This window comes from Anabaena sp. CCY 0017 (genome assembly GCF_963920885.1).
Taxonomy (GTDB): domain Bacteria; phylum Cyanobacteriota; class Cyanobacteriia; order Cyanobacteriales; family Nostocaceae; genus Nodularia.
The window spans coordinates 219,961-241,886 of record NZ_CAWUDG010000006.1; the positions used below are offsets into that span (position 1 = coordinate 219,961).

The 21,926-nt window shown below is 41.6% G+C and carries 15 protein-coding genes and 1 pseudogene; 9 read left to right on the forward strand and 7 right to left on the reverse strand.

What is annotated here, in order from left to right; genetic code table 11:
- Positions 1-59: 59 nt before the first annotated feature.
- Together ACM0OW_RS10200 and ACM0OW_RS10205 are read left to right on the forward strand one after the other, a co-directional pair.
- Positions 60-1,880: an N-acetylmuramoyl-L-alanine amidase gene (locus tag ACM0OW_RS10200; RefSeq protein ID WP_414549939.1), complete on the forward strand. Its 1,821-nt coding sequence runs from the start codon at positions 60-62 to the stop codon at positions 1,878-1,880.
- 98 nt (positions 1,881-1,978) lie between these two features.
- Complete coding sequence (locus ACM0OW_RS10205; protein WP_414549940.1) at positions 1,979-3,754, forward strand: N-acetylmuramoyl-L-alanine amidase; 1,776 nt, start codon at positions 1,979-1,981, stop codon at positions 3,752-3,754.
- A 51-nt stretch (positions 3,755-3,805) separates the two neighbouring features.
- On the opposite strand, the gene ACM0OW_RS10210 is transcribed toward ACM0OW_RS10205, so the two are convergent.
- On the reverse strand, positions 3,806-4,549 hold the full coding sequence (locus ACM0OW_RS10210; protein ID WP_414549941.1) for a hypothetical protein: 744 nt from the start codon (positions 4,547-4,549) through the stop codon (positions 3,806-3,808).
- Positions 4,550-4,671: 122 nt separating this feature from the next.
- Between ACM0OW_RS10210 and ACM0OW_RS10215 the strand changes: the two genes are divergently transcribed.
- On the forward strand, positions 4,672-4,971 hold the full coding sequence (locus ACM0OW_RS10215; RefSeq protein WP_414549942.1) for a hypothetical protein: 300 nt from the start codon (positions 4,672-4,674) through the stop codon (positions 4,969-4,971).
- Positions 4,971-5,669, forward strand: a complete 699-nt coding sequence (locus ACM0OW_RS10220) for a DUF6745 domain-containing protein (protein WP_414549943.1) — start codon at positions 4,971-4,973, stop codon at positions 5,667-5,669. Before ACM0OW_RS10215 ends, ACM0OW_RS10220 begins: the two co-directional genes overlap by 1 nt.
- A gap of 105 nt (positions 5,670-5,774) precedes the next feature.
- Here the strand turns inward: ACM0OW_RS10220 and ACM0OW_RS10225 are convergent, their stop codons facing one another.
- The gene (locus tag ACM0OW_RS10225) at positions 5,775-7,613 is read right to left on the reverse strand and encodes a vWA domain-containing protein (protein ID WP_414549944.1); all 1,839 of its coding nucleotides are present in this window, start codon (positions 7,611-7,613) and stop codon (positions 5,775-5,777) included.
- Positions 7,614-8,475: 862 nt separating this feature from the next.
- Between ACM0OW_RS10225 and ACM0OW_RS10230 the strand changes: the two genes are divergently transcribed.
- From ACM0OW_RS10230 to ACM0OW_RS10240, 3 genes are all read left to right on the forward strand, one after another.
- Complete coding sequence (locus ACM0OW_RS10230; protein WP_414549945.1) at positions 8,476-10,773, forward strand: ATP-binding protein; 2,298 nt, start codon at positions 8,476-8,478, stop codon at positions 10,771-10,773.
- A complete protein-coding gene (locus tag ACM0OW_RS10235; RefSeq protein ID WP_414549946.1) occupies positions 10,727-11,173 on the forward strand; it encodes a response regulator in 447 nt (148 codons plus the stop codon). The genes ACM0OW_RS10230 and ACM0OW_RS10235 overlap by 47 nt, the downstream gene beginning before the upstream one ends.
- A gap of 209 nt (positions 11,174-11,382) precedes the next feature.
- Positions 11,383-12,543, forward strand: a complete 1,161-nt coding sequence (locus ACM0OW_RS10240) for an ATP-binding protein (RefSeq protein WP_414549947.1) — start codon at positions 11,383-11,385, stop codon at positions 12,541-12,543.
- Between the two features lie 91 nt (positions 12,544-12,634).
- Here ACM0OW_RS10240 and ACM0OW_RS10245 read toward each other — a convergent pair whose 3' ends face one another.
- The 5 genes and pseudogenes from ACM0OW_RS10245 to ACM0OW_RS10265 form a co-directional block, all read right to left on the reverse strand.
- On the reverse strand, positions 12,635-13,126 hold the full coding sequence (locus ACM0OW_RS10245) for a DUF2085 domain-containing protein (RefSeq protein WP_414549948.1): 492 nt from the start codon (positions 13,124-13,126) through the stop codon (positions 12,635-12,637).
- Between the two features lie 26 nt (positions 13,127-13,152).
- A pseudogene (locus ACM0OW_RS10250) lies at positions 13,153-13,935 on the reverse strand (Uma2 family endonuclease).
- A gap of 136 nt (positions 13,936-14,071) precedes the next feature.
- Complete coding sequence (locus ACM0OW_RS10255; RefSeq protein ID WP_414549949.1) at positions 14,072-15,100, reverse strand: hypothetical protein; 1,029 nt, start codon at positions 15,098-15,100, stop codon at positions 14,072-14,074.
- 167 nt (positions 15,101-15,267) lie between these two features.
- A complete protein-coding gene (locus tag ACM0OW_RS10260) occupies positions 15,268-15,507 on the reverse strand; it encodes a hypothetical protein (protein WP_414549950.1) in 240 nt (79 codons plus the stop codon).
- A 129-nt stretch (positions 15,508-15,636) separates the two neighbouring features.
- The gene (locus ACM0OW_RS10265; protein ID WP_414549951.1) at positions 15,637-17,748 is read right to left on the reverse strand and encodes a TIGR00300 family protein; all 2,112 of its coding nucleotides are present in this window, start codon (positions 17,746-17,748) and stop codon (positions 15,637-15,639) included.
- A 650-nt stretch (positions 17,749-18,398) separates the two neighbouring features.
- Between ACM0OW_RS10265 and ACM0OW_RS10270 the strand changes: the two genes are divergently transcribed.
- Together ACM0OW_RS10270 and miaB are read left to right on the forward strand one after the other, a co-directional pair.
- Positions 18,399-20,042: a TonB family protein gene (locus ACM0OW_RS10270; RefSeq protein ID WP_414549952.1), complete on the forward strand. Its 1,644-nt coding sequence runs from the start codon at positions 18,399-18,401 to the stop codon at positions 20,040-20,042.
- Positions 20,043-20,221: 179 nt separating this feature from the next.
- Positions 20,222-21,586, forward strand: a complete 1,365-nt coding sequence (gene miaB, locus ACM0OW_RS10275) for a tRNA (N6-isopentenyl adenosine(37)-C2)-methylthiotransferase MiaB (protein WP_414549953.1) — start codon at positions 20,222-20,224, stop codon at positions 21,584-21,586.
- Positions 21,587-21,926: the final 340 nt, after the last annotated feature.

A 21,926-nucleotide genomic window follows, 5' to 3' on the forward strand; every position in this document is an offset into this window, starting at 1 on the left:
CAAAAAACATCCCGTTATTGTGCCACAGTTTCTGTGGTGAAATCTTTTGTGCTGTTGTCGTGAAAAAACTTCTAGGATTACTAATATTAGGGTTTATTGTTACCTCCTCTGTCGTAGCATTGGCAGTATCATCATTTTTGGTTGTCTATCCTCCAAACAACCACCAGACAAGGGCAGAAAAAATATTCTTGATTGGCACAGCACCACCAGATGGACAGGTTCTCATCAATGGTAAGCCAATTAACCGCAGTCAAGCAGGCCATTTTGCTCCAAGTTTTCCTCTACAGTTAGGAGAAAATCTCTTTACTGTCCGCCACCAAAATCAAGAACTAAAAATTCAAGTTACAAGGCTTTCCACTCAGCCTGAGTTACCTCAAGAATTAGGCTTTGCCAAAGATTCTCTGATTCCAGCAGCCGATATAGCCAGACTACCGGGAGAATTAATTTGTTTTAGCGCCATTGCACCCCCTAATGCCAGTGTATCTGTCAATCTGGCAAATAAAACTATTTCTCTTGCACCCCAACCTCAGCAAGTAAGTCTACCAAGTAATTCGGCTGCCCTTACCGGAAATAACCAGCCTACTGCTGAGTTTATCCCAGGAAAGTATGAAGGTTGCACGACACTTGAACAAGCTGGTTCCCTCATCTACGGTAACAACACCAGAGATGATGTTGTTACCCCAGATAGCAGTAAAACCATAGATTTGGGGAAACCGGAATTTAAACTAACACTCAACGGCGAGACGATAACTCAACCAGGAACTGGCAAAATTCAAATTCTCTCACCTGCGAACTTAGAAGTTGCTGAGGTAGTAGCAGATGCAGGTGTAGCACGCACAGGCCCCAGCACCGATTATTCCCGACTCACCCCACTCCCCAAAGGCACACAGGCATTAATTACAGGTCGTGACGGTGAATGGTTGCGCTTAGACTATGGCGGTTGGATTAATAGTAGGGAAACTCGCGTTTTACCCGGTGCTATTCCGCCACGCACAACTATTCGCAGTGTCGGATATCGGCGACTTCCTAGTGCCACAGAAATGGTTTTCCCCCTACAAGTTCCTGTCCCTGTGAGTGTACAACAGAGCGATAATAATTTCACTCTCACACTTTACAACACTACAGCCCAAACAGACACAATTCGTTTAGATGATGACCCTTTAATTTCTCGTCTAGATTGGCAACAGGTGACTCCAGGGCAGGCACGATACACCTTTAACCTAAAAACTTCTCAACAGTGGGGGTATAAGCTGAGATACGACGATACAACCCTGACGTTAGCTTTGCGTCATCCACCCACGATGGGACGGGAAAGACGAAGACCCCTAACTGGTACGAAGATTTTACTCGATCCCGGACATGGTGGCAAAGAATCAGGTGCAGTGGGGCCGAATGGATATCCAGAAAAAGAAGTCAATTTAGTTGTCTCCAAGTTATTCCGCGATGAATTGGTGAAACTAGGGGCCACAGTAGTGATGACTAGGGACACTGATATTGAAGTTTCTTTAGGCGATCGCATGGCCATGATAGATCGAGAAGAACCAGCGATCGCACTTTCCATACATTACAATGCTTTACCTGATAGTGGTGATGCGGAGAATACCAAGGGAATTGGCACTTTCTGGTATCATCCCCAAGCTCATAGCCTAGCTATATTTATGCACAATTATCTCGTGAAAAAATTAAATAGACCTTCTTATGGCGTATTTTGGAACAATCTCGCCCTCACACGTCCCCATTCTGCGCCATCAGTTTTATTGGAATTGGGTTTTATGATTAACCCCCAAGAATTTGAATGGCTGACAAATCCCCAAGAACAGAAAAAATTAGCAAAAGCCTTGGCTGATGGTGTTGTTGAGTGGTTTAAAACCAGTATTTAGAAGTAGGGTGGGTTAGACGGCGACTATGTATATTTTCTTGAAAAGGTTTGTACCGTCGCAACCCACCGAGAAGGCTTACCCAACAAAACATTTCCATCATGCGATCGCTTATTGGATTCATCATTCTCGGTTCCCTCACAACTCCCCGGCTAGCTTGGGCGCAAGAAAACACGCTCAAGGTGGTTTATCCGCCAGCGAATCACCAAACTAATACAGATAAAATATTTCTCCTGGGAACTGCACCACCAACGGGACAAGTTTTAATAAATAATCAACCAATTAAGCGCAGCAAATCTGGACATTTCGCCCCTAGCTTTCCCTTGGATGTGGGAGAAAATCTGTTTACTGTCCGTTACCAAAATCAAGAAATTCAGATGCAGGTAACTAGGGTTGATAATCAGCCGAAAATACCCCAAGGATTAGCCTTTGTCGAAGATTCACTAACTCCCAAAGTTGATATTTCCCGTTTAGCAGGAGAAAAGATTTGTTTTAGTGCAATTGCCTCTCCCAATGCTAATTTAAACGTAAGATTGGGAGAGCAAACTGTTAAACTATCACCGCAACCAAAACAAATATCTCTACCCAGTAATTCAGCCATATATATAGATGGTAAAAATCGACCCATCACTCAAACTGTCACAGGTAAATATCAGGGATGCACTACATTAGGAAGATTAGAAGCAGGGGGAAAACCGGAATTTCAACTTACTCTCAATGGCGAGACAATAACTCAAGTCAGTTCTGGTAAGATTCAAACCCTGTCACCAGCTAAACTCCCAGTAGTCGAAATCATAGCCGAAGCTGGTGTGGCGCGCACAGGCCCTAGTACCACTGATTCACGGTTAACGCCTTTACCCCAAGGTGTGAGAGCATCTGTTACAGGTAAAGAAGGTGATTGGTTACGTTTAGACTATGGAGGCTGGATTCATAGTCAAGAAACTCGGATTATTCCAGGCGCAATTCCACCACACTCGAAGATTCGCAGCATAATATCACGGGAATTACCGACAGAGACAGAGATAGTTTTTCCTTTGCAAGTTCCTGTCCCTGTAAGTGTCGAACAGGGTGATAAAACATTTACCCTGACTTTGCATAACACCACAGCCCAAACAGACACAATTCGCCTAGATGATAACCCTTTAATTTCTCGTCTAAATTGGCAGCAAATAGCTCCTGGCAAGGTGCAATATACTTTTAACCTCAAAACAAACCAACAGTGGGGATATAACCTGCAATACCGAAATACAAGCTTAGTTTTGAGTTTGCGTCATCCTCCGGTTGTTCCCCGCAGACAAACACAACCTTTATCTGGGGTAAAGATTCTGCTGAACGCCGGACATGGTGGTGAAGAATTAGGCGCAGCAGGACCGACGGGATATTTAGCGAAAGATTTAAATTTGGTAGTTACAAAACTGTTGCGGGATGAATTGCAGCGACGAGGTGCAACAGTTGTAATGGCTAGAGAAGATGACCGGAATTTGTCTTTAGTAGCCCGTCAGAAAATGATAGATCAAAATCAACCTGCGATGGCTTCGCCCGCCGTAGGCATCGCACTGACTTTTCATTATCGATTTTTGGCTGATGATGATGATGCGGAAAATACCAAGGGAGTTAGCAGTTATTGGTATCATCCCCAAGCGCACAGTTTAGCTGTGTTGCTACAAAATCGCTTAGTGCAAAATTTAGGTAGGTCTTCTTTTGGGGTGTATTGGAATAATTTAGCGCTGACTCGTCCCCACACTGCGCCATCGGTTTTATTGGAGTTGGGTTTTATGAGTAACCCTGAAGATTTTGAGTTAGCGATGGATGTTCAGGAACAAAGGAGGTTAGCGAGGGTTTTGGCTGAGGGTGTTGTGGAGTGGTTTAATAAATGATTTTTATCACGCAGAGACGCAGAGGCGCAGAGAGTAAGAGAAGTTAGGATTTTACGTTGGGTTAGCAGCTATTAATTTACCAATGTTATGGAAATATTCGTTTGTTGCACGGAAGGCTACAGGATGTTGAGATATCACAAATACGGTTTGACTGTTTCTACAGGTTAAGAAACCTTCTGAAGTTGGTAAAAATTCAACGTCTGTTATTTGTTGTGTGATTTTTCTCCAAAAATATTCATATCCAGTTCCATAAAACACAACTGCTTTAGGTTGATGTTCTTTGATTTTCTCGCTAATTTTATTGATGCGGGTTTCTAGACAATGCTTTTCATAATGAACTCTATCCGATAAATAACTCAGCCGAGAATGATCCTTATATATCCAATGCTTGAGAGATGGTGACGGTAAAGGCAATAATTCTAATAAACAAGTTTCTTTACCTATTCTACCTAATTCATTTATTTGATATGTAAGAACATCTTCTGTATTAATATTATTTTCATTTCCTTTGGAACTTAATACAATGCGAATTAATTTATTCCATGTTGGTTGTAATTTTGCACCTGGTTTAAAACTTTCCTCATATCCGAGAGCTATATGATATTCTGCAACATCTTCTATTTCCTTCTGTTTTCTATCATCCCATATATTTATTCTGTTATTAATGTCTTTAAAGTCTTGTCCTGATTCTTCCATTCCGATAAACCAATACTTTCCTTGCAAATTACCGTAGCCATAAAATGTTTCAATGAATTTTTCGAGAAGTTCATCATTGAAAAAATCTGGATTATTCATAATCACGTAATTTCACGTATGTAATTTAGCTTGTTTGTTTAAACTTAAGCGAGTATAAATGTAATGTCAAACAAACTCTCCAACTCTCTGCGCCTCTGCGTGAAATAAATTCCCAAACTGATATGCTTTACAGACATGGCGACGTTCTCATCAGCAAAATTCCGGCTTTACCCATAGGTGTGCAAAAGCGGACAGGTGCTACCCTCGCACACGGTGAAGTTACCGGACATAGCCACCGCATTCAGCAAACCCAGGCTGTACAATTGTGGGTAAATGGTAGTGAGTTATTTCTGGAAGTTAAAGCAGTAAGTGCTACCTTAATTCATGAAGAACATCGAGCCATTGAATTACCCCAGGGACTTTACCGAGTTTGGAAACAACGGGAATACCGTCCTGATGCTTATGTAGAGGTAGAGGACTAATGCTAAATTTGATGTCCAAGGGTCGTATCCCCAAAAAGCCCATTAAACAGCACTCTCAAGCCAGCCATGAGCCTGTGTCGCCTGAAACTGCCAGAAAACTCATTTTGGCACATCACGCCTGGGATGGGATGCGTGTCTTGGGTAATTTGAATTTAAGCGGCGCATCAGATATTTACAATTTACCGGAAAATCTCACCTGTGAAAGTTTAGATATCAGCGACTGTATAAATTTAACTACCCTTCCCCCAGGTTTACACGTCACTCATGGGATTGAGTTAGCTAATAGCGGAATTACGAATTTACCTGCGGGACATGGTTTCGTTTTGCGCTGGCGAGGTGTGCAGGTAAATGATCAGATTGCTTTTGCATCAGATTCTATCACAGGGCAAGATGTCCTTAACATTGAGAATGTAGAATTACGCCGTGTGTTAATTGAGCGTTTGGGATATGAAACATTATTGCAGCAAGTGGGAGGTTTGGTTCGCGATCGCGATCAAGATGCTGGTGGAGAACGTCAACTTGTATACATCCCCTTTGAAGACGATGAACCATTAATGGTATTAAAAGTCACTTGTCCCTCCACAGGACACATTCATGTTTTACGCGTTCCCCCCAACATGAGAACCTGTCATCAAGCAGCAGCCTGGATTGCAGGTTTTAACAACCCAGATGATTATCATCCATTAATTGAAGCATAAGCTCAAAAATATCTAGTCATAATTAATGGTGGGTTACGCTATCGCTAACCCACCCTACTAGCTAAACTCTTCCCCCCTGCACCCTGCACCCTGCCCCTCTGCCTCTTAAATGGGTTGCACAAAACGTTTAATTTCACCACAAGCAATATAAGATTTACCATCAGGTGCTGTTTTCACTTCATCAACAACGTAAAGCATTCCTTCTTCCCGTACCGAACGAGGAAAGCGCATATTCCAATCTGATTCATAACCATCAGAAACCACCCTGGCTCTGAGCTTACTACCATCTTTGACACACTGCACTAAAACCTGATGATCAACAGTATCAGTTGTTTCCAAGTCAGCAGCACTGGCGGGACCTTTAGAAGCTTTACCTGTGCTAACTCGTTGTGTATTTCTACTGTTGACAAAGGTATCTTCAACACCTGCTTGAGCAAAACGAGTGATGTCTCCCTGGACACGGTAGAAAGTGCGATCGCTTGAAAGTTCCAATCCTTCTACAATATAATGTGCGCCCTCAGCCCGTATTGCTCGCGGAAACTGGACATTTTTACTATTATCGTAACCCTCAGAGACAACTTTGACCCGCAATTTACCACCTTCTCGAACACATTGTAGTTCTACCCCAGAACCAACTTCATTCACCACCGGCATTGCATAGACTTCATCGCCAGCAGTGATACCACGACCCGCCAAATCGCTGCGATTGCGCGTCATTGTCTGGTAACTTTGATCTCGCAGTTCTTTACGTCCCGCATTACCCAAAGCTTTTTGAGCAATTCTACCAGCGAAATACTCTAGCTGCTCTATCTCTTCCGCAATTTCAAAATTTTCATTTAACCCTTTATCCTTAAGGTCTTTAATTAATACCCGCAGGATTTGTTCAGCTTTTTCATGTTTACCATGTTCAGCTAAATCAAGGGCGATTTCCTTGGCTTTCGCAATGGTCAGGCGACTAAGTTCCAGAATCACACCACTCGAAGACGCAGCAGCAGATTCCTCGATAGTACCAACTTTAGCAATCACATCGGTTGTACCTGAAACACTTGAAATCAGGTTATCTTGCACAACATCAGCGCTATAATGCAACTTCATCACAGGTAAATCGCCGAGGTTCGCTGAGGATATCTCTAAACTCAACCCCAAAAGTTTATCTTCCCCTTCATAAAGCTCGCCCAAATTAATCACAGTTTGACCAGCATCATTGTGATTAACTGTCGCCAGACTCAAAGTATCTACAAGCTTGACACCATCAGCTAATTCCAGAGTTACTGTCAGATTTTGACCAACCACGGCTCTGAGACTGTCTAACTCAATACTAAATACTTCCGTAGCTTCATCAATGCTTTGGATAAAGTAGAAATTACCATTGGCGGCTCTCGCCATTCCAATTAACAAATCTTCATTGAAACCTTGAGCAAATCCCAATGTAGTTGTAGTTATACCTTCTTCAGCTTTTTTTCCCGAAGTCGCCGTCAGTACTTTGGGGTCTACAATACCCATATTGGCGTGACCATCGGTAAGTAAAAGCACACGATTGACTTTTTGGGGGTCAAGTTGCGCCTTGACATATTCGCAACCTTTCAACCAACCCCCAGATAAATTAGTAATACCGCCGGCTCTAACTTTGCGAATGGATTTTTTCAGTTCAGGTTTATCAGTTACCGGCTGGGGTGGTATGACGGTATCCACTTCATCATCGTAAACCACCACAGAGAGAATATCATTGGACTCCAGCTGATCAACCACCGACTCAGCCGCTTTGAGTGCGTGATGCAAAGCACCACCCGCCATAGAGCCGGAACGGTCAATTACCAAGGAAAGATTCAGGTTACGTCGGGGAGATTCTGCAATAGCAGCCCGAAAACGAAGCAGAATATTAGTCTTTAATGAAGAGCCAGTAGGTAGAATAGCCTGGTCAAAGTCGTAACTGGTATTAATCATCTAATATACCCCTCTACTGTGGTCAGCTACAAGTCTGTCAATACAAATGTATTAGTAATTCTCTTAGTTTACCCAAATAATAGTATAATATGTACCAGTAATTACGCGTAAGTTAGGGAAAACTAACGACATCAATTTTGATATCTGCATCCTTGACAGCCTTAATCATGGCGTGTTTAGCAAGCTTAAAGTGATGCAAAAAATTGTAGTTTGGGTTGAGGGAAGGAAACCCAACATCATTATTGGCAGCGTTGGGTTGCGCTGCGCTTAACCCAACCTACTTTCAATCCAATACAATACTTAAATTTTTTCATCCCTTCCTATATGTGTGCTGAAGTATTTATATTTTTAGCGATCGCCTGGTTATAGGGGAGAGGAATTTAAAAAATAATTTTCACAACCAAAATTATACGGCTTTGTCAGCGATTTAAGCTAATTTGAAGAAAAAGCCAAAACAGAATATATTTTGTAGACTTACTTCATATATCTACATATAGGCTATTCTAATCAATCACCAAATTTTTCATATTTCTTATCTCTATTTTCATGATTTGACTGTTAGACTGTTAAACGCAAGCCGCTTAAGAAACACTGCCAAATACTACTAAGAAATCAAAAATTAGCTGTATAAAAAAATCTTATTTTAGGAATTGCTGATGAAAACAAGATTAAGTGAGAACATTGAAATTTGAGGAACTGGATGAAATTTCTCAATTGTTAATCATCAGTAATGTTTCGATACGTTGTTTGTTGAATTAGAAAAATATTACATAATAACATCTAAGTAGAGTAGCTTATATATAATAAAAAATATCAACTCTACTTTTGATGCTCCCAAATAACAGAGGAGGATCGGATCATAATGAGTATAGAATTAGAACTGCCAGGGATTAATGTAAATAGCTTAAAAGAGGCTCCTATACATCTTTTTAAGCATATTCAACCCCACGGGGTGCTTTTGGTTTTAGAAGAACCAGATTTAAAAATATTACAAATTAGTAATAATACTTGGAGTATTTTTGGAATTCATCCTGAAAATATTTTGCAAACAAAACTAGAAGACCTGCTAGATCCGTTTCAAATCGAAAGAATTAAAACCGGTATATCAGAAGGTAATCTGGAATTTATCAATCCTACAAAAATTTGGGCAAGAAAAAAAGGTGATGAATATGCAGTATTTGATGCAGTTTTTCACCGCAATTCCGAAGGATTTTTGATTCTAGAGCTAGAACCCGCAGTTTCTCGCGAAAATATTCCTTTTCTGAGTTTTTATCATTTAGCCAAAGCTTCGATTAATCAATTAGAAAAAACGGCAAATTTGCATGATTTTTGCCAAATAATTGTGCAGGAAGTGCGAAAAGTCACCGGATTTGATCGGGTGATGCTATATAAATTTGATGACGACGGACATGGTTCAGTCATCGCCGAAGAAAAACTAGAAAGTATGGAACCATACTTAGGATTACATTATCCTGAGTCAGATATACCCAAACCAGCCAGAAAATTATTCGTTGCTAATTCCATCAGAATCATTCCCGATTCTCATGCCCAATCAATACAGATTATACCGGCTCAAAATCCATTGAGCGATCGCCCGGTTGATTTAACTAATTCAATTCTGCGCAGCGCCGCTACTTGTCATACAGAATACTTACACAATATGGGTGTAGGTGCTTCGTTGACTATTTCTTTAATTAAAGACCAAAAACTCTGGGGATTAATAGCTTGTCATCATCAAGTACCCAAATATGTTTCTTATGAATTGCGGAAAGCTTGTGAATTTTTAGGGCGAGTCATATTTTCAGAAATCTCCGCCAGAGAGGAAACAGAAGATTACGACTATCGGATGAATTTGACATATATTCAAACCAAGCTAGTGGAATATATGTCTCAAGAAGAAAACTTTATTGATGGTTTGCTGAAAAATCAGCCGAATTTGTTGGATTTAACCAGCGCTCAAGGTGCGGCTGTCTGTTTTGGTGAAGAATGTACAGTAATTGGAGAAACTCCTCAACCAGAAGACCTGAATTTCTTAGTACAGTGGTTAAAAAATAACGTTGACGATGAAGTTTTCTACACAGATTCTTTACCACAAATCTATCCAGATGCCGAAAGATTTAAAAATCTCGCCAGTGGTTTATTAGCAATTCCCATTTCCCAGCGCAATTATGTTTTATGGTTCCGACCAGAAGTAATTCAAACTGTGAATTGGGGTGGTGATCCTCATAAAGCTTTTGAAGTGAGTCACACAGATGGTAATGTGCGTTTGTGTCCCCGTAAATCATTTGAACTGTGGAAAGAAACAGTCAGCCTCACCTCTTTACCGTGGCGATATGTGGAAATTAAAGCCGCATTAGAATTGCGGAAAGCAATTGTCAATATTGTTCTGCGTCAAGCCGATGAACTAGCACAATTAGCTCATGATTTAGAACGTTCCAACGCCGAACTGAAAAAGTTTGCCTACGTCGCTTCCCATGACTTGCAAGAACCATTAAATCAAGTGGCTAATTATGTGCAGTTGTTAGAGATGCGCTATGAAGCACAACTGGATGAAGATGCTAAGGAATTTATTACCTACGCCGTCGAAGGAGTCAGCTTAATGCAGACCTTAATTGATGACGTGTTGGTATATTCTAAAGTAGATACTCAGGCGATCGCCTTTCAACTGACTGAAGTAGAAACACCTTTAGAACGCGCCCTCAGCAACTTACGCCAACGCATTACCGAAACTGGGGCAACTATTACCCATGATCCCTTACCCACCGTCATGGCTGGTAGTACCCAACTGATGCAGCTATTTCTCAACCTCATTGCTAACGCCATCAAATTCCGCAGCGATGAACCACCAAAAATCCATATAGGAGCCGAAAGGTTAGAAGATGAGTGGTTATTCTGGGTAAAAGATAACGGTATAGGCCTAGATCCCCAATTTAGCGATCGCATTTTTATCATCTTTCAACGCTTGCACACGCGAGATGAATATCCCGGTACAGGTATGGGTCTAGCCATCTGCAAAAAGATTATTGAGTGCCACCGGGGGCGGATCTGGGTAGAATCACAACTCGGAGAAGGTTCAACCTTCTATTTTACCATTCCCGTGGGAGGACGTGACCGTGAGCGTAGAAACGGAAGAAAAACTCAAAACCATCTTTTTGGTTGAAGACAACAAAGCCGATGTCCGCCTGATCCAAGAAGCATTAAAAAATAGCTCAATACCGCACCAAGTGGTAACAGTCAGAGATGGTATGGATGCAATGGCTTATTTACGTCAGGAAGGCGAGTATGCTGATGCACCTCGTCCAGACCTGATTTTGCTGGATTTGAATTTGCCCAAAAAAGATGGTCGAGAAGTGCTGGCAGAAATTAAAGCTGATCCAGCACTCAAACGGATTCCGGTAGTAGTTTTAACAACCTCTCGTAATGAAGATGATATTTTTCACAGTTACGACCTACACGTGAATTGCTACATCACTAAATCCCGCAACCTCAGCCAGCTTTTTCAAATTGTCAAAGGCATCGAAGACTTCTGGCTATCTACCGTCACGCTACCATCAGAGTGAAGAGGCAGGGGGGAAGAGGCAGGGGGGCAGGGTGCAGGGTGCAGGGGGGAAGAAACTTAGTCAGCACTCAGAACTTTCCCAACTCAGCCCTGCTGTACGGGCGGGTTTACTAAGGATTTCGACGAACCACAGACTGATTGCTTAAACCCGCCCCTACTAACTCAGCACTCAACACTCAGCACTTAAAAAAAAGGGGGTGAAACCCAAAGATGATGACTGTGAGCAACTTAGTAAAAGTTTTGTTAATTGAAGACAGCTTGCCAGAAGCTAGGTTGTTGCTGGAATTTTTGCGACAAGCGGACTCTAAAGAATTTCGTTTAACTCATGTGAAGCGATTAAATGAAGCACTTAACGCATTAACTAGGGAAAATTATGATGTCATTTTATTGGATCTTACCTTACCTGACAGTCAAGGATTGTCATCCCTACCTGTACTGATGAATCATGCTCCCAGTACCCCAATTGTAGTATTAACAAATACCAATGATGAAGACTTGGCAATTGAGGCAGTACGCCAGGGAGCGCAAGATTATCTTGTGAAGCGACAGGTAAATGTTGATGTGTTGGTTCGTTCTGTATGTTATGCAATTGAGCGTAAGCAAGCCTTGGAAACATTACGCACAGTGAATCAAAGTTTAGAGGTACGGGTGGAAGAACGAACTGCGGAACTAGTAAAAGCCAATGAACTTAATCAGTTTAAATCTGAATTTGTTTCGATGCTTTCTCATGACATCCGTAATCCTCTGAATACCATTCTCTTAGCTGCGGGATTACTGCAAAATTATGATGAAAAACTCACCAAAGAGACAAAATATAATCATTTTGAAATGATTCGTTCAGCCATCAAAAACATGGCACAGCTATTAGATGAAGTTTCATTAATAGGTAAAGCCGATGCTGGAAAACTTGAATGTGAACTCTTTGGTTTAGATTTGGAATTATTCTGTCAACAACTAATTGACGAAGCTCAATTGAGTACACGGGAGAAAAACTTAACTATAAAATTCATTAGTGTAGGAAAATTAGCTGATGCAGTTTGGGATGAAATCCTACTGCGTCATATTTTAGGGAATTTACTGGGCAATGCGATTAAATATTCACGGACAGGGGGGAAAATTAAGTTTGAACTCATTGCTCAAGAAAACACCGTAACTTTCCGTATTCAAGATTGTGGAATTGGCATTCCCAAAGAAGATTTACCAATGCTGTTTCACCCTTTCCATCGTGCAGCCAATGTTGGAGGAATTCCGGGAACTGGTTTAGGTTTGTCTATTGTTAAGAAATGTGTTGAAGCGCATGGTGGAGAAATTTTAGTTGATAGTAAAGTCGGAATAGGTACAGCATTCACCGTAACTCTTCCCGTGATGTGATATCTGCCATGATCACAATCTTGGAAGTCCCTAACTTACAGCTATTTTCAGGTAAATAAACCACGTGGTAGGGGCGCAAGGCCTTGCGCCCCTACTCATGCAAAATCGGCATAGTAAATAAACCCCAAGCCAAACCCGTAATTAACCCAAAGGGTGTAACTAAATAATTATTAAAATCCCACAACCCGAAAATCTGTGCAGCCAATTCCAAAGGATAAGCCATCATCAGCACACTAGCCAAAGCTGCACCATTCCAACCATATTGACTTAACCAGTAAAAACCCTTTCCACCAGTTACCCCATATAAAAATCGAGTAACTAGCAACCCCGTCACAGTACCATAGCAGCGCATACAAACAGCCATAATAAACGGGGGTGCTAAATCCAAACCCATATCAGGTTGCGGACAGACATGATTACCCATGAAATAAATAATGTCCGCAATCCTACTCAGCAAAGACACATCAGACGCAGCCAAAAAAGGAGCAATAGGTGGACCAAAAACCATCCCCACCAACAGGAAATCAGCAATAAAACTCACCCAATTAACCTGTAACTCCCTTGACAAAATAACCCTTTGCATATTTCTTAATTTGCGAGAAAAATTTCTTAATCTATTGTATCTGGATCAATACCCATTTCTCGCAATCGTGCTGCTAATTGTGCTGCTTTGTGTTCTGCTTGTTCAGCCCTTAATCTTTGTAATTGGGCTTCTTCTTTACCGACTAATAATAAATTACCATCTAAATTCCACCAGCGCAGCCAAAGTTGCTCAGGATTATTTAAATAACTTCCTTGCCATAGTCCTAATTCTACACCTAAAGGGGGAATTGGGTAATGTCCGCGTTCGTTAGGTTGCATTTTTTGGTAGGAAAAATCTACCAAGTGATAAACTTCTAATTTCTCATTATTAACTTCATAAATAGCATAGTAGGGAATGCGTATTACTCTTTCATATACCCAAAATTTCCCAGGTTTTGCACCTTCACGATTACCAGCTAAGGGTAGAGGTGTTTTGTCTCTCTCTTCATCACCATTACCACTAGCTAATTCTATGGCAATTAATGGGGGAATATATTCCCGCCATAATACATAAGAACGGCGAATTTTACCTTCTAATCTTGGTGCTACATCAGGGACATAAAACCAATCTGGTGCTACTGTACCTTTTTCCGGTGGTTGTGTTTCGCGCCAATAAATCCCACAATCTTGACCTATGCAAAATTGTCCATCGGGATGTAATTTTTGTAAAGTTTGAATTATTGAGTCTGTAATAATTATGCTTTGGGGATGTTCTTGAAAGTTCTACACGAATGTACCATCAGACTCTGGTAATTGAGTATGATCAGGAAACTGCGGTGGTATTGCAATATCAGCCAGGGTTTCACTCATACTATTTAAAGGATTGCAGTTATTAATTTAGTATAACTTGGAGAGCATAAGCTTTACACATTGTATGTCTATATTTTTTTGGTGCAATAGTGGCTTAAAAGGATACATTTGACCTTTCATTTAGTAATATTTTTCATCAAAATATTGAATGTAGTAGCCAACTTAACCATAAACCTAAACAACAACTGACAGAACCTACTAGGAATGTAAAAAATTTGTTGAAATATAGTGGTTTTCCATTCTGGTCATCAACATAAAAGCTACCTACTCCGGAGACTGTGAAACCTGCTACGCATAAACCAAAAAAAGACCAACCCCAATTATGGTGATTTAACCATTGTCCATAAGCAACAGTAATACCAGAAATACCTCCTAGAGTTCCCTCCACGGTCTCTTCTTGTTCTGATCTTTTATTTTCTTTTCTATAAACAATACATCCAAATGATATTAATCCACTACAGCCTAAGATGATCCAGCACCAAAATGGGGAAGATTTTCCTAGAAGCCAGCCCGAAAGCCCATATCCTATAATTGTTCCTATAGCTACAAATAATCTATTTAAAAACTCTTCTCTTTCTTGCTTGCGTCTGGCTTTTTCTTCCTGCTGACGAGCTTTTATTCTTGCTTCTTCGGTTTCGCGTTGAGCGCGTTCTTGTTCTGCTTTAACTTTGGCTTTAGCGTCAGCTTCATCTGCTTGCCATGTTGGTCTAATTTTGTTAGCACAAATTATATGGAAGTAATTATCCTTGCCTAAAACACCAACTCCCTTAATAGCTAATGCTTCTAGGACTGGCTGTCGGCAGTGATTACATTGCCTCACTTCAAAAGGATGACCACATTTAAAACATGAACGAGTGAATGATGTATTAATTGCCGAACAAGTTGGACAATTATATTTAATATTATTAATCTGATTTAAGCACGCTGGATGAAAATGATGATATTCAATATGGTCATACCATTTTGTAACCCATTCACCATTTTCATAGTCTCTATCCTTAGTTGTGATAATTTCTTTCTCTACTATCGCTTGCGAATCTGCAACTTTTGTACTACAGAATTTACAAATATGTCCATGAGGATTTTTTGAACATTTTGGACATTGAGAAGCCTTAGAGCTAACTGGAGAATGTCCACATTCTATACAAGTAACTAAGTCACTCATTTTGGTTATGCAATGGATAGAATTATACGAAACCGAAAAAGTGTATTTATAGAATAAATTGTTCAAATTGAATCCATAAATATTGAGTGTTTTTAAATCTAAAAAAGCAGATAGGCTAAGTATAAAATAAACTCTATCTGCTCTAGGTCTTTAATTTTATACAAATCTTAACTGAAAGCCATCGTAATTGCAGTTCTGACTACCTCTCGCATTCCAAAGTACCCATCTAAATTACTATGGAAAGTAGACCAATCAAGTTTGCCGTTTCGGTCAAAGTCAATCCGACAATGTGGATCATCACTATTATAATTACCAACTGGTCGTGCTAAAACATACTTCGTGCGATTCTTGACTTCCCATTCTTTTCCTTCTACATAACCAGCACTTTGCCAACCTTTAGTTACCATGTATTGAGCCTCCTGTTTTAAAAGAGTTTCTGAGAAAATTCCATTGGAGCGTCTCTGCGTGAAAAAACAAAGACACAAAAACGCACCGAAAAATCCTTTGCGTCTTTGCGCCTTTGCGCGAAACAATTATTAACCTACACTAGCAACATAAGGATTTGTCAACTTTTCCAACTGCTGAATCAACAGACTGAGGAACAAACCGACATCAGTCACCACACCCACTGATTCCACAGAACCGCGATCGCTTAACTTAGTCACTACAGCTGGATTAATATCTACACAGACCATCTTCACACCAGCCGGAGTCATATTTCCCACTCCAATAGAATGTAGCATTGATGACAGCATCAAAATCATCTCCGCACCCTCTATCAGCTTGGCGTATTCCTCCTGTGCCTTAATCAAATTCATTTGGGTATCAGGCAAAGGTCCATCATCCCGAATCGAACCAGCCAGGCTGAAGGGTATGTTATTAGAGACACACTCATACATCACGCCACTTTTAATCACTCCCGCTTCCACAGCCTTGGCAATGCTGCCATAACGGCGGATAGTATTAATGGCTTTGAGGTGATGGCGATGTCCACCACGGACGGCTACACCCCGCTTCATATCTACACCGAGGGAAGTCCCCATCATATTTTGCTCTATGTCATGGACTGCGATCGCATTCCCACCCAAGAGCGCCTGTACATATCCTTCCCGCATCAGTTGCGCCAAATGTTCGCCGCCGCCAGTGTGAATCACCACAGGACCCGCAGTGACAACTACTTTACCGCCAGCATCCCTAATTTTACGTAATTCCCAAGCGACTTGCTCCACCACAATTTCCACACGTCTTTCACTGGAAACCCCAGAGGACATAAAGCTAAATTCTTGAGAATTACGCTGTTCGCGGGATTCTGTTTTGCGGATAGTACGGATACCTAGTACGTCTACAATTACTTTGTCTCCCACTTCTAAGTCACGTAATATTTTACACTTAGCGACTAAACCATTGGCAGTTTGAGTAATGGCGATCGCGCCATCCATACGCTGATTTTCTACCCGCACCCATTCACCATTAATCCGCACTTCCGTAGGATAAATCGTACTGACGTAGAAATCATCAGGAGCCACACCAGCTTGAATTACAGGCTGTAATTTAGCATCTCGTTCATCTTGGGGTAAATCGACAGCACCCAAATCAATTAACTCAGAGATGATTCCTTCCATCACCTCATGAGAAGGCGCTGAAACTCTCACCTCAGCCGCAGATGTACTTTGGCGTTGTTCTCCCAAGTTAAAATTCATCACTTGGAAACTTCCGCCAGTATCCACAATCAAATCTAACGCCCGGTTAATCAAACCAGAGTCAAGCAAATGACCTTCCATGCGAATTACCCGGCTTTCGACCGAGACATTAGCATGAATTTCTGCATCTAGTGGTTCTGTGACTCGCAGTGTGAGACATTTAGCAGCACCACCTGCTTTGAGGAATTCTGTCAGTGGGGTTTCAATGACTTGGAAACCAACATCTGCTAAACGTGCTTTTAAAGCATTGCTGGCTTTGTTCATAATCACGATGCTTTCCACATTCACCGTATTACAGGCGAAGTTGACAGCATCAGCTTCGGTAATTGCAATGCGCTTTTCTGGCGCAACTCGCATTTCTATTAAGCGGTTAGAATAAGCATCAAAAGCGCCGGGATAATACAATAAATAGCCGTTAGCCAAAGGACAGAAGCAGGTATCTAGGTGATAGAAGCGCTCATCAATTAAGCGCAGGGACAGCACCTCAATATCTAGCCATTTAGCTAAGTAAGGGTGAGAATCTAATTCTGAGCGAAAACCATATCCAGCCCATAACCAACGTCCTTCCCGATCTAAAAGTGCATCTCCAGCACCTTCAAAGGGTAAGTCTTTCGGGAGTAAATTCACCGTGTAACCGTTTTCCTCAAACCAGTTTTGGAAGAAAGGTTCTTCTCCCTGACGTTCTTTGTGGAGAAATCGACTCAGGACAACATTTTCCCCCAATACTAAACCAGCATTGGCGGTAAACACCATGTCAGGCCAACCAATCTGGGGCGGTACTAAATCGACAATGGCGTGTTGTTTGAGGATGTGGTAGAGTTTTTGCCACTGTTCTACGGCGCGATCGCGTGAAGACTTGTGAATATTCCCTTCCATCCAGGGATTAATTACATAGTCCACATCGTAGTGGTCAGGGGCGCACATCAAGAAGCGAATCAAGGAAGTCATAAAAATAATACAAGCGTTGAGATGCTACAAGCCTACTTCAAAGACAGATTTTTGTGGTGTAATTTTTTTTAACCAGCTATTAACCGCTAGATAAACTACTCAAGGTTACTATTGAAATTGAAAGTGCTTCTGTATTCTTATCTTAAAATAAATAACGCATACCAAAGATATTAATGTGTCAACATGGCATGGGTTAACGCACCCTATGCAAATAAACGTTTTTAGACTTGTGTGTACACGGCATTTTCCCAAAGGGAGACGCTACGCGAAGGTCAAGAGAAGGGAGATTGTACAAGTATATATACTGACTTAATAATTGAATACTCTGAACATAGTTAATTTGTGATTTAATATACACTTTTTCTGGTAAATTTAGGATGAGTCAGAATAATTGATACTATTTCGCGAAAAATTAAAATAAAATATTAGTCTATAAAAAAAATAATTATTATCTATATTTCGTGACATAACAAATAATTTAAACTAAACAATCTAGAGGCACACAAGCCTAATGCTCAGGAATGGATTGGGAAGTGTGGGCTAAAACAGGTTTTCGTATGATTACTGAAAGAATTTTAAATTTTTACTTGATATTTTCAGCCTGTGCGTTTTAATATAGCTAGACAAGTGAGAATAGGTAGCAATAGACTATGAGCTTTTCCGGCATTACTATCAAACATCGTTCCCAAGAAGTTGAAGCTCTCAAGACTTTCTTGATTTACAGTCTGATTGGTTCGTTCACGCTACACATCGGCGTACTAGCTTCGGGTATAGGTAGTTTGTTGGTGAGAGTGCCGAAAGAGCAATATGAACCAATAGAGTTAGTAATTTTAGATCCGGTAGACCCTCCAGAAGAAAAACCAGAAAAACCACCGGAAATAATTCCCGAAAAAATTAAAATACCCGAACCTACCAAGATTGTTACGAGTAGAGTCACACCAATAACTCCAGTAAAAATTGAGCCAACATTTTCCCCGCCTGCTGTAGCGCCTCAACAACAGCAGCCAACGGTAACTCCACCAGCACCAAAGGTTGAGAGTGTGAAAACTCCGCCGGTTTCCCAGCCACCCCAACCAACGGTTTCTCAGCCAACTCAACCAAAAGTTTCTCAGCCAGCCCAACCAACAACTACTGCAACCACTGCACAGCCCCAACCTACGAGTCCCCCACGCCAGGAATCTGTAGCTAAGTTAGAATCTCTGTTGACTGCAACAACAACATCATCAGAATCGACAATTGCAGTTCCTCAGACAAATCAAGCTAGTGAACAACTCAGAGGAACTTTAAGTGGATTAAGAGATTCCAGAGTCACTCAAAGCAGTAATACAGTAGCTTCAGGTACGGGAACAAATACCACGACAAATAATAATACAAACAATAATACAAGAGTACAGCGATCGCCTATCGCAGTCGCACCCACTGCACCCAAAACTCCACAGATAAACACTGCTCCGCAAAATAATAGTAGTGGTAATTCCAGAGGTTCAGGTAATGGTCGTGCAGCTTGTACTGATTGCAGTGCCAGCTATCCAGAGTTTGCTAGACGGCGAGGCATTGAGGGAAAAGTAGAAGTAGCGGTTGATACTGATGCCAAAGGTAATGTTACCAATGTGCGGATTGTTAACTCCAGTGGTAACAGAAGATTAGACGAAGAAACCGAGAGGCAAGCCCGTAATTGGAAATTCAAACCCTCAGAGAGTGGCAGAGAGGGAGTATCAATATCTACAAACTTTGCTATCGAAGGTTCACGGCGACACCGAGAACTCCAAGAACGGAAAAAGAAAGAACAAGAGCAAGCAAGACAGAGAAGCCGCCAGAGAGCAGCATCTAGTTCCACTCCCACGCAGACTCCAAATACTCCTGCTACCAACACCACCAGCACACCTACAGTCAGAGCCAGACGAGAAACCGCACCGACAGCACCAGCAGCCCCAATCACCAGACCCGCAGCAGCAACACCAGTTAGACAACCGAGCCAGCAAAACACCGCCGCAGGTTCATCATCTGCAACAAAGAAGACTCCGACTCCTAGCCAGTCAAATGTCAGAGATTCTTTGCGTAATGTCAAGCGTCAGCGTACCAATCCAGCGCCAGCGCCAGCACGACCAGCGCCACGTCCAGCGCCAGCAGCAGTAAGACCAGCACCAGTAGCGAAACCTAGTACAAATCGGCGGCCACGTCCCACAGCAAGTACACCAGCACCAGCAGCACCCGCCAAGCCCTCATCTTCATTACGGGATACATTACGCAATAGTCGCCAAGCAGCTCCATCTGAGCCAGCAAATCCGGAATAAATATACCTGAGCAGCCTGGGGAAATAGGGATGAACCAGTGAAAAATTATCAGTTATCACGCTGACATACTAGAGAACTTAACCCCAATTATGTCTATTGACTGGTAACTGATAACTGATAACTGAGTTATAGAATAGAAACAAAGTTTATTACGTGACGCTAACTCAGCATAATCGCCCATGACTACTTCTAATCGCCATTACCACATTATTACTTTCGGTTGCCAAATGAATAAAGCCGACTCAGAGCGCATGGCTGGCATTTTAGAAGACATGGGCTTTGAATGGTCGGAAGACCCCAATAATGCAGATTTGATTCTCTACAATACCTGCACGATTCGCGATAATGCCGAACACAAGGTGTATTCTTACCTCGGTAGACAAGCCAAACGCAAGCAAGAGCAACCTGATTTAACGTTGATTGTTGCTGGTTGCGTTGCCCAGCAGGAAGGAGAAGCCTTATTACGAAGAGTCCCAGAATTGGACTTGGTAATGGGACCACAACACGCCAACCGTCTCCAAGATTTGCTGACATCAGTTTTAAATGGTAATCAAGTTGTGGCCACTGAGTCGGTTCACATCATGGAAGATATTACTCAGCCCCGAAGAGATAGCAGTGTGACTGCTTGGGTGAATATCATTTATGGTTGTAATGAACGCTGCACTTATTGCGTGGTTCCTAATGTGCGTGGTGTAGAACAATCTCGCACCCCAGAAGCCATACGTGCGGAAATGGAAGAACTGGGACGACAAGGTTATAAAGAAATTACTCTACTCGGTCAAAACATTGACGCTTACGGTCGAGATTTGCCAGGGACAACTCCAGAAGGTCGCAATTTACATAATTTCACTGATTTACTTTATTATGTCCATGATATTCCCGGCATTGAACGGTTGAGATTTGCTACTAGCCATCCCCGTTATTTTACGGAGCGATTAATTAAGGCTTGTGCTGAGTTGCCCAAAGTATGTGAACACTTTCACATTCCCTTTCAATCAGGAGATAATGAACTGTTGAAAGCAATGTCACGGGGTTATACTCACGAGAAATATCGCCGGATTATTGATACGATTCGGCATTATATGCCTGATGCGTCAATTAGTGGCGATGCAATTGTGGGTTTTCCTGGAGAGACGGAAGCACAGTTTGAAAATACTCTGAAGTTGGTAGAAGATATCGGCTTTGATTTGTTGAATACAGCCGCATATTCCCCCCGTCCAGGTACACCAGCAGCTTTGTGGACAAATCAACTCAGTGAAGAAGTTAAGAGCGATCGCCTACAAAGATTAAACCATTTAGTTAACGTTAAAGCATCCGAGCGATCGCAGCGTTATATGGGACGTATCGAAGATGTCTTAGTCGAAGACCAAAACTCCAAAGATCCCACCCAAGTCATGGGACGCACTGGTGGTAATCGTTTGACTTTCTTCACTGGGGACATAAATCAATTAAAAGGGCAAATTGTCAAGGTAAAAATTACAGAAGTTCGGGCTTTTAGTTTAACTGGTGAACCCGTAGAAGTCCGCCAAGCAGTTCCAGTGTAATCTGAGACTAAGCAAGTTGATTTCAGTTCTTAGCGCTCTTTTATGACTTTGATGAAAGAAAAAAGAGTAGGTTGGGTTGGAGCCTTGTGTAGGCGTAGCCTTCTCGTAGAGTAACCCAACGAAACCAAGGATTGTGGGTGTTGGGTTACGCCTTCGGCAAACTACGTTAACGTTCCTCTACCCAACCTACGTCTGAATTGATCAAAGTCATAAAAAATAAGGGTTTATGATTTTTATATGACGAGAGTAATAAAAGAGCGTTAGAACCCTTAAATTGGATTATTCTTGCTTTAGTCGTAGTGTTGGAATTAACGAAAGACTAACTATAGGTGCTATATTG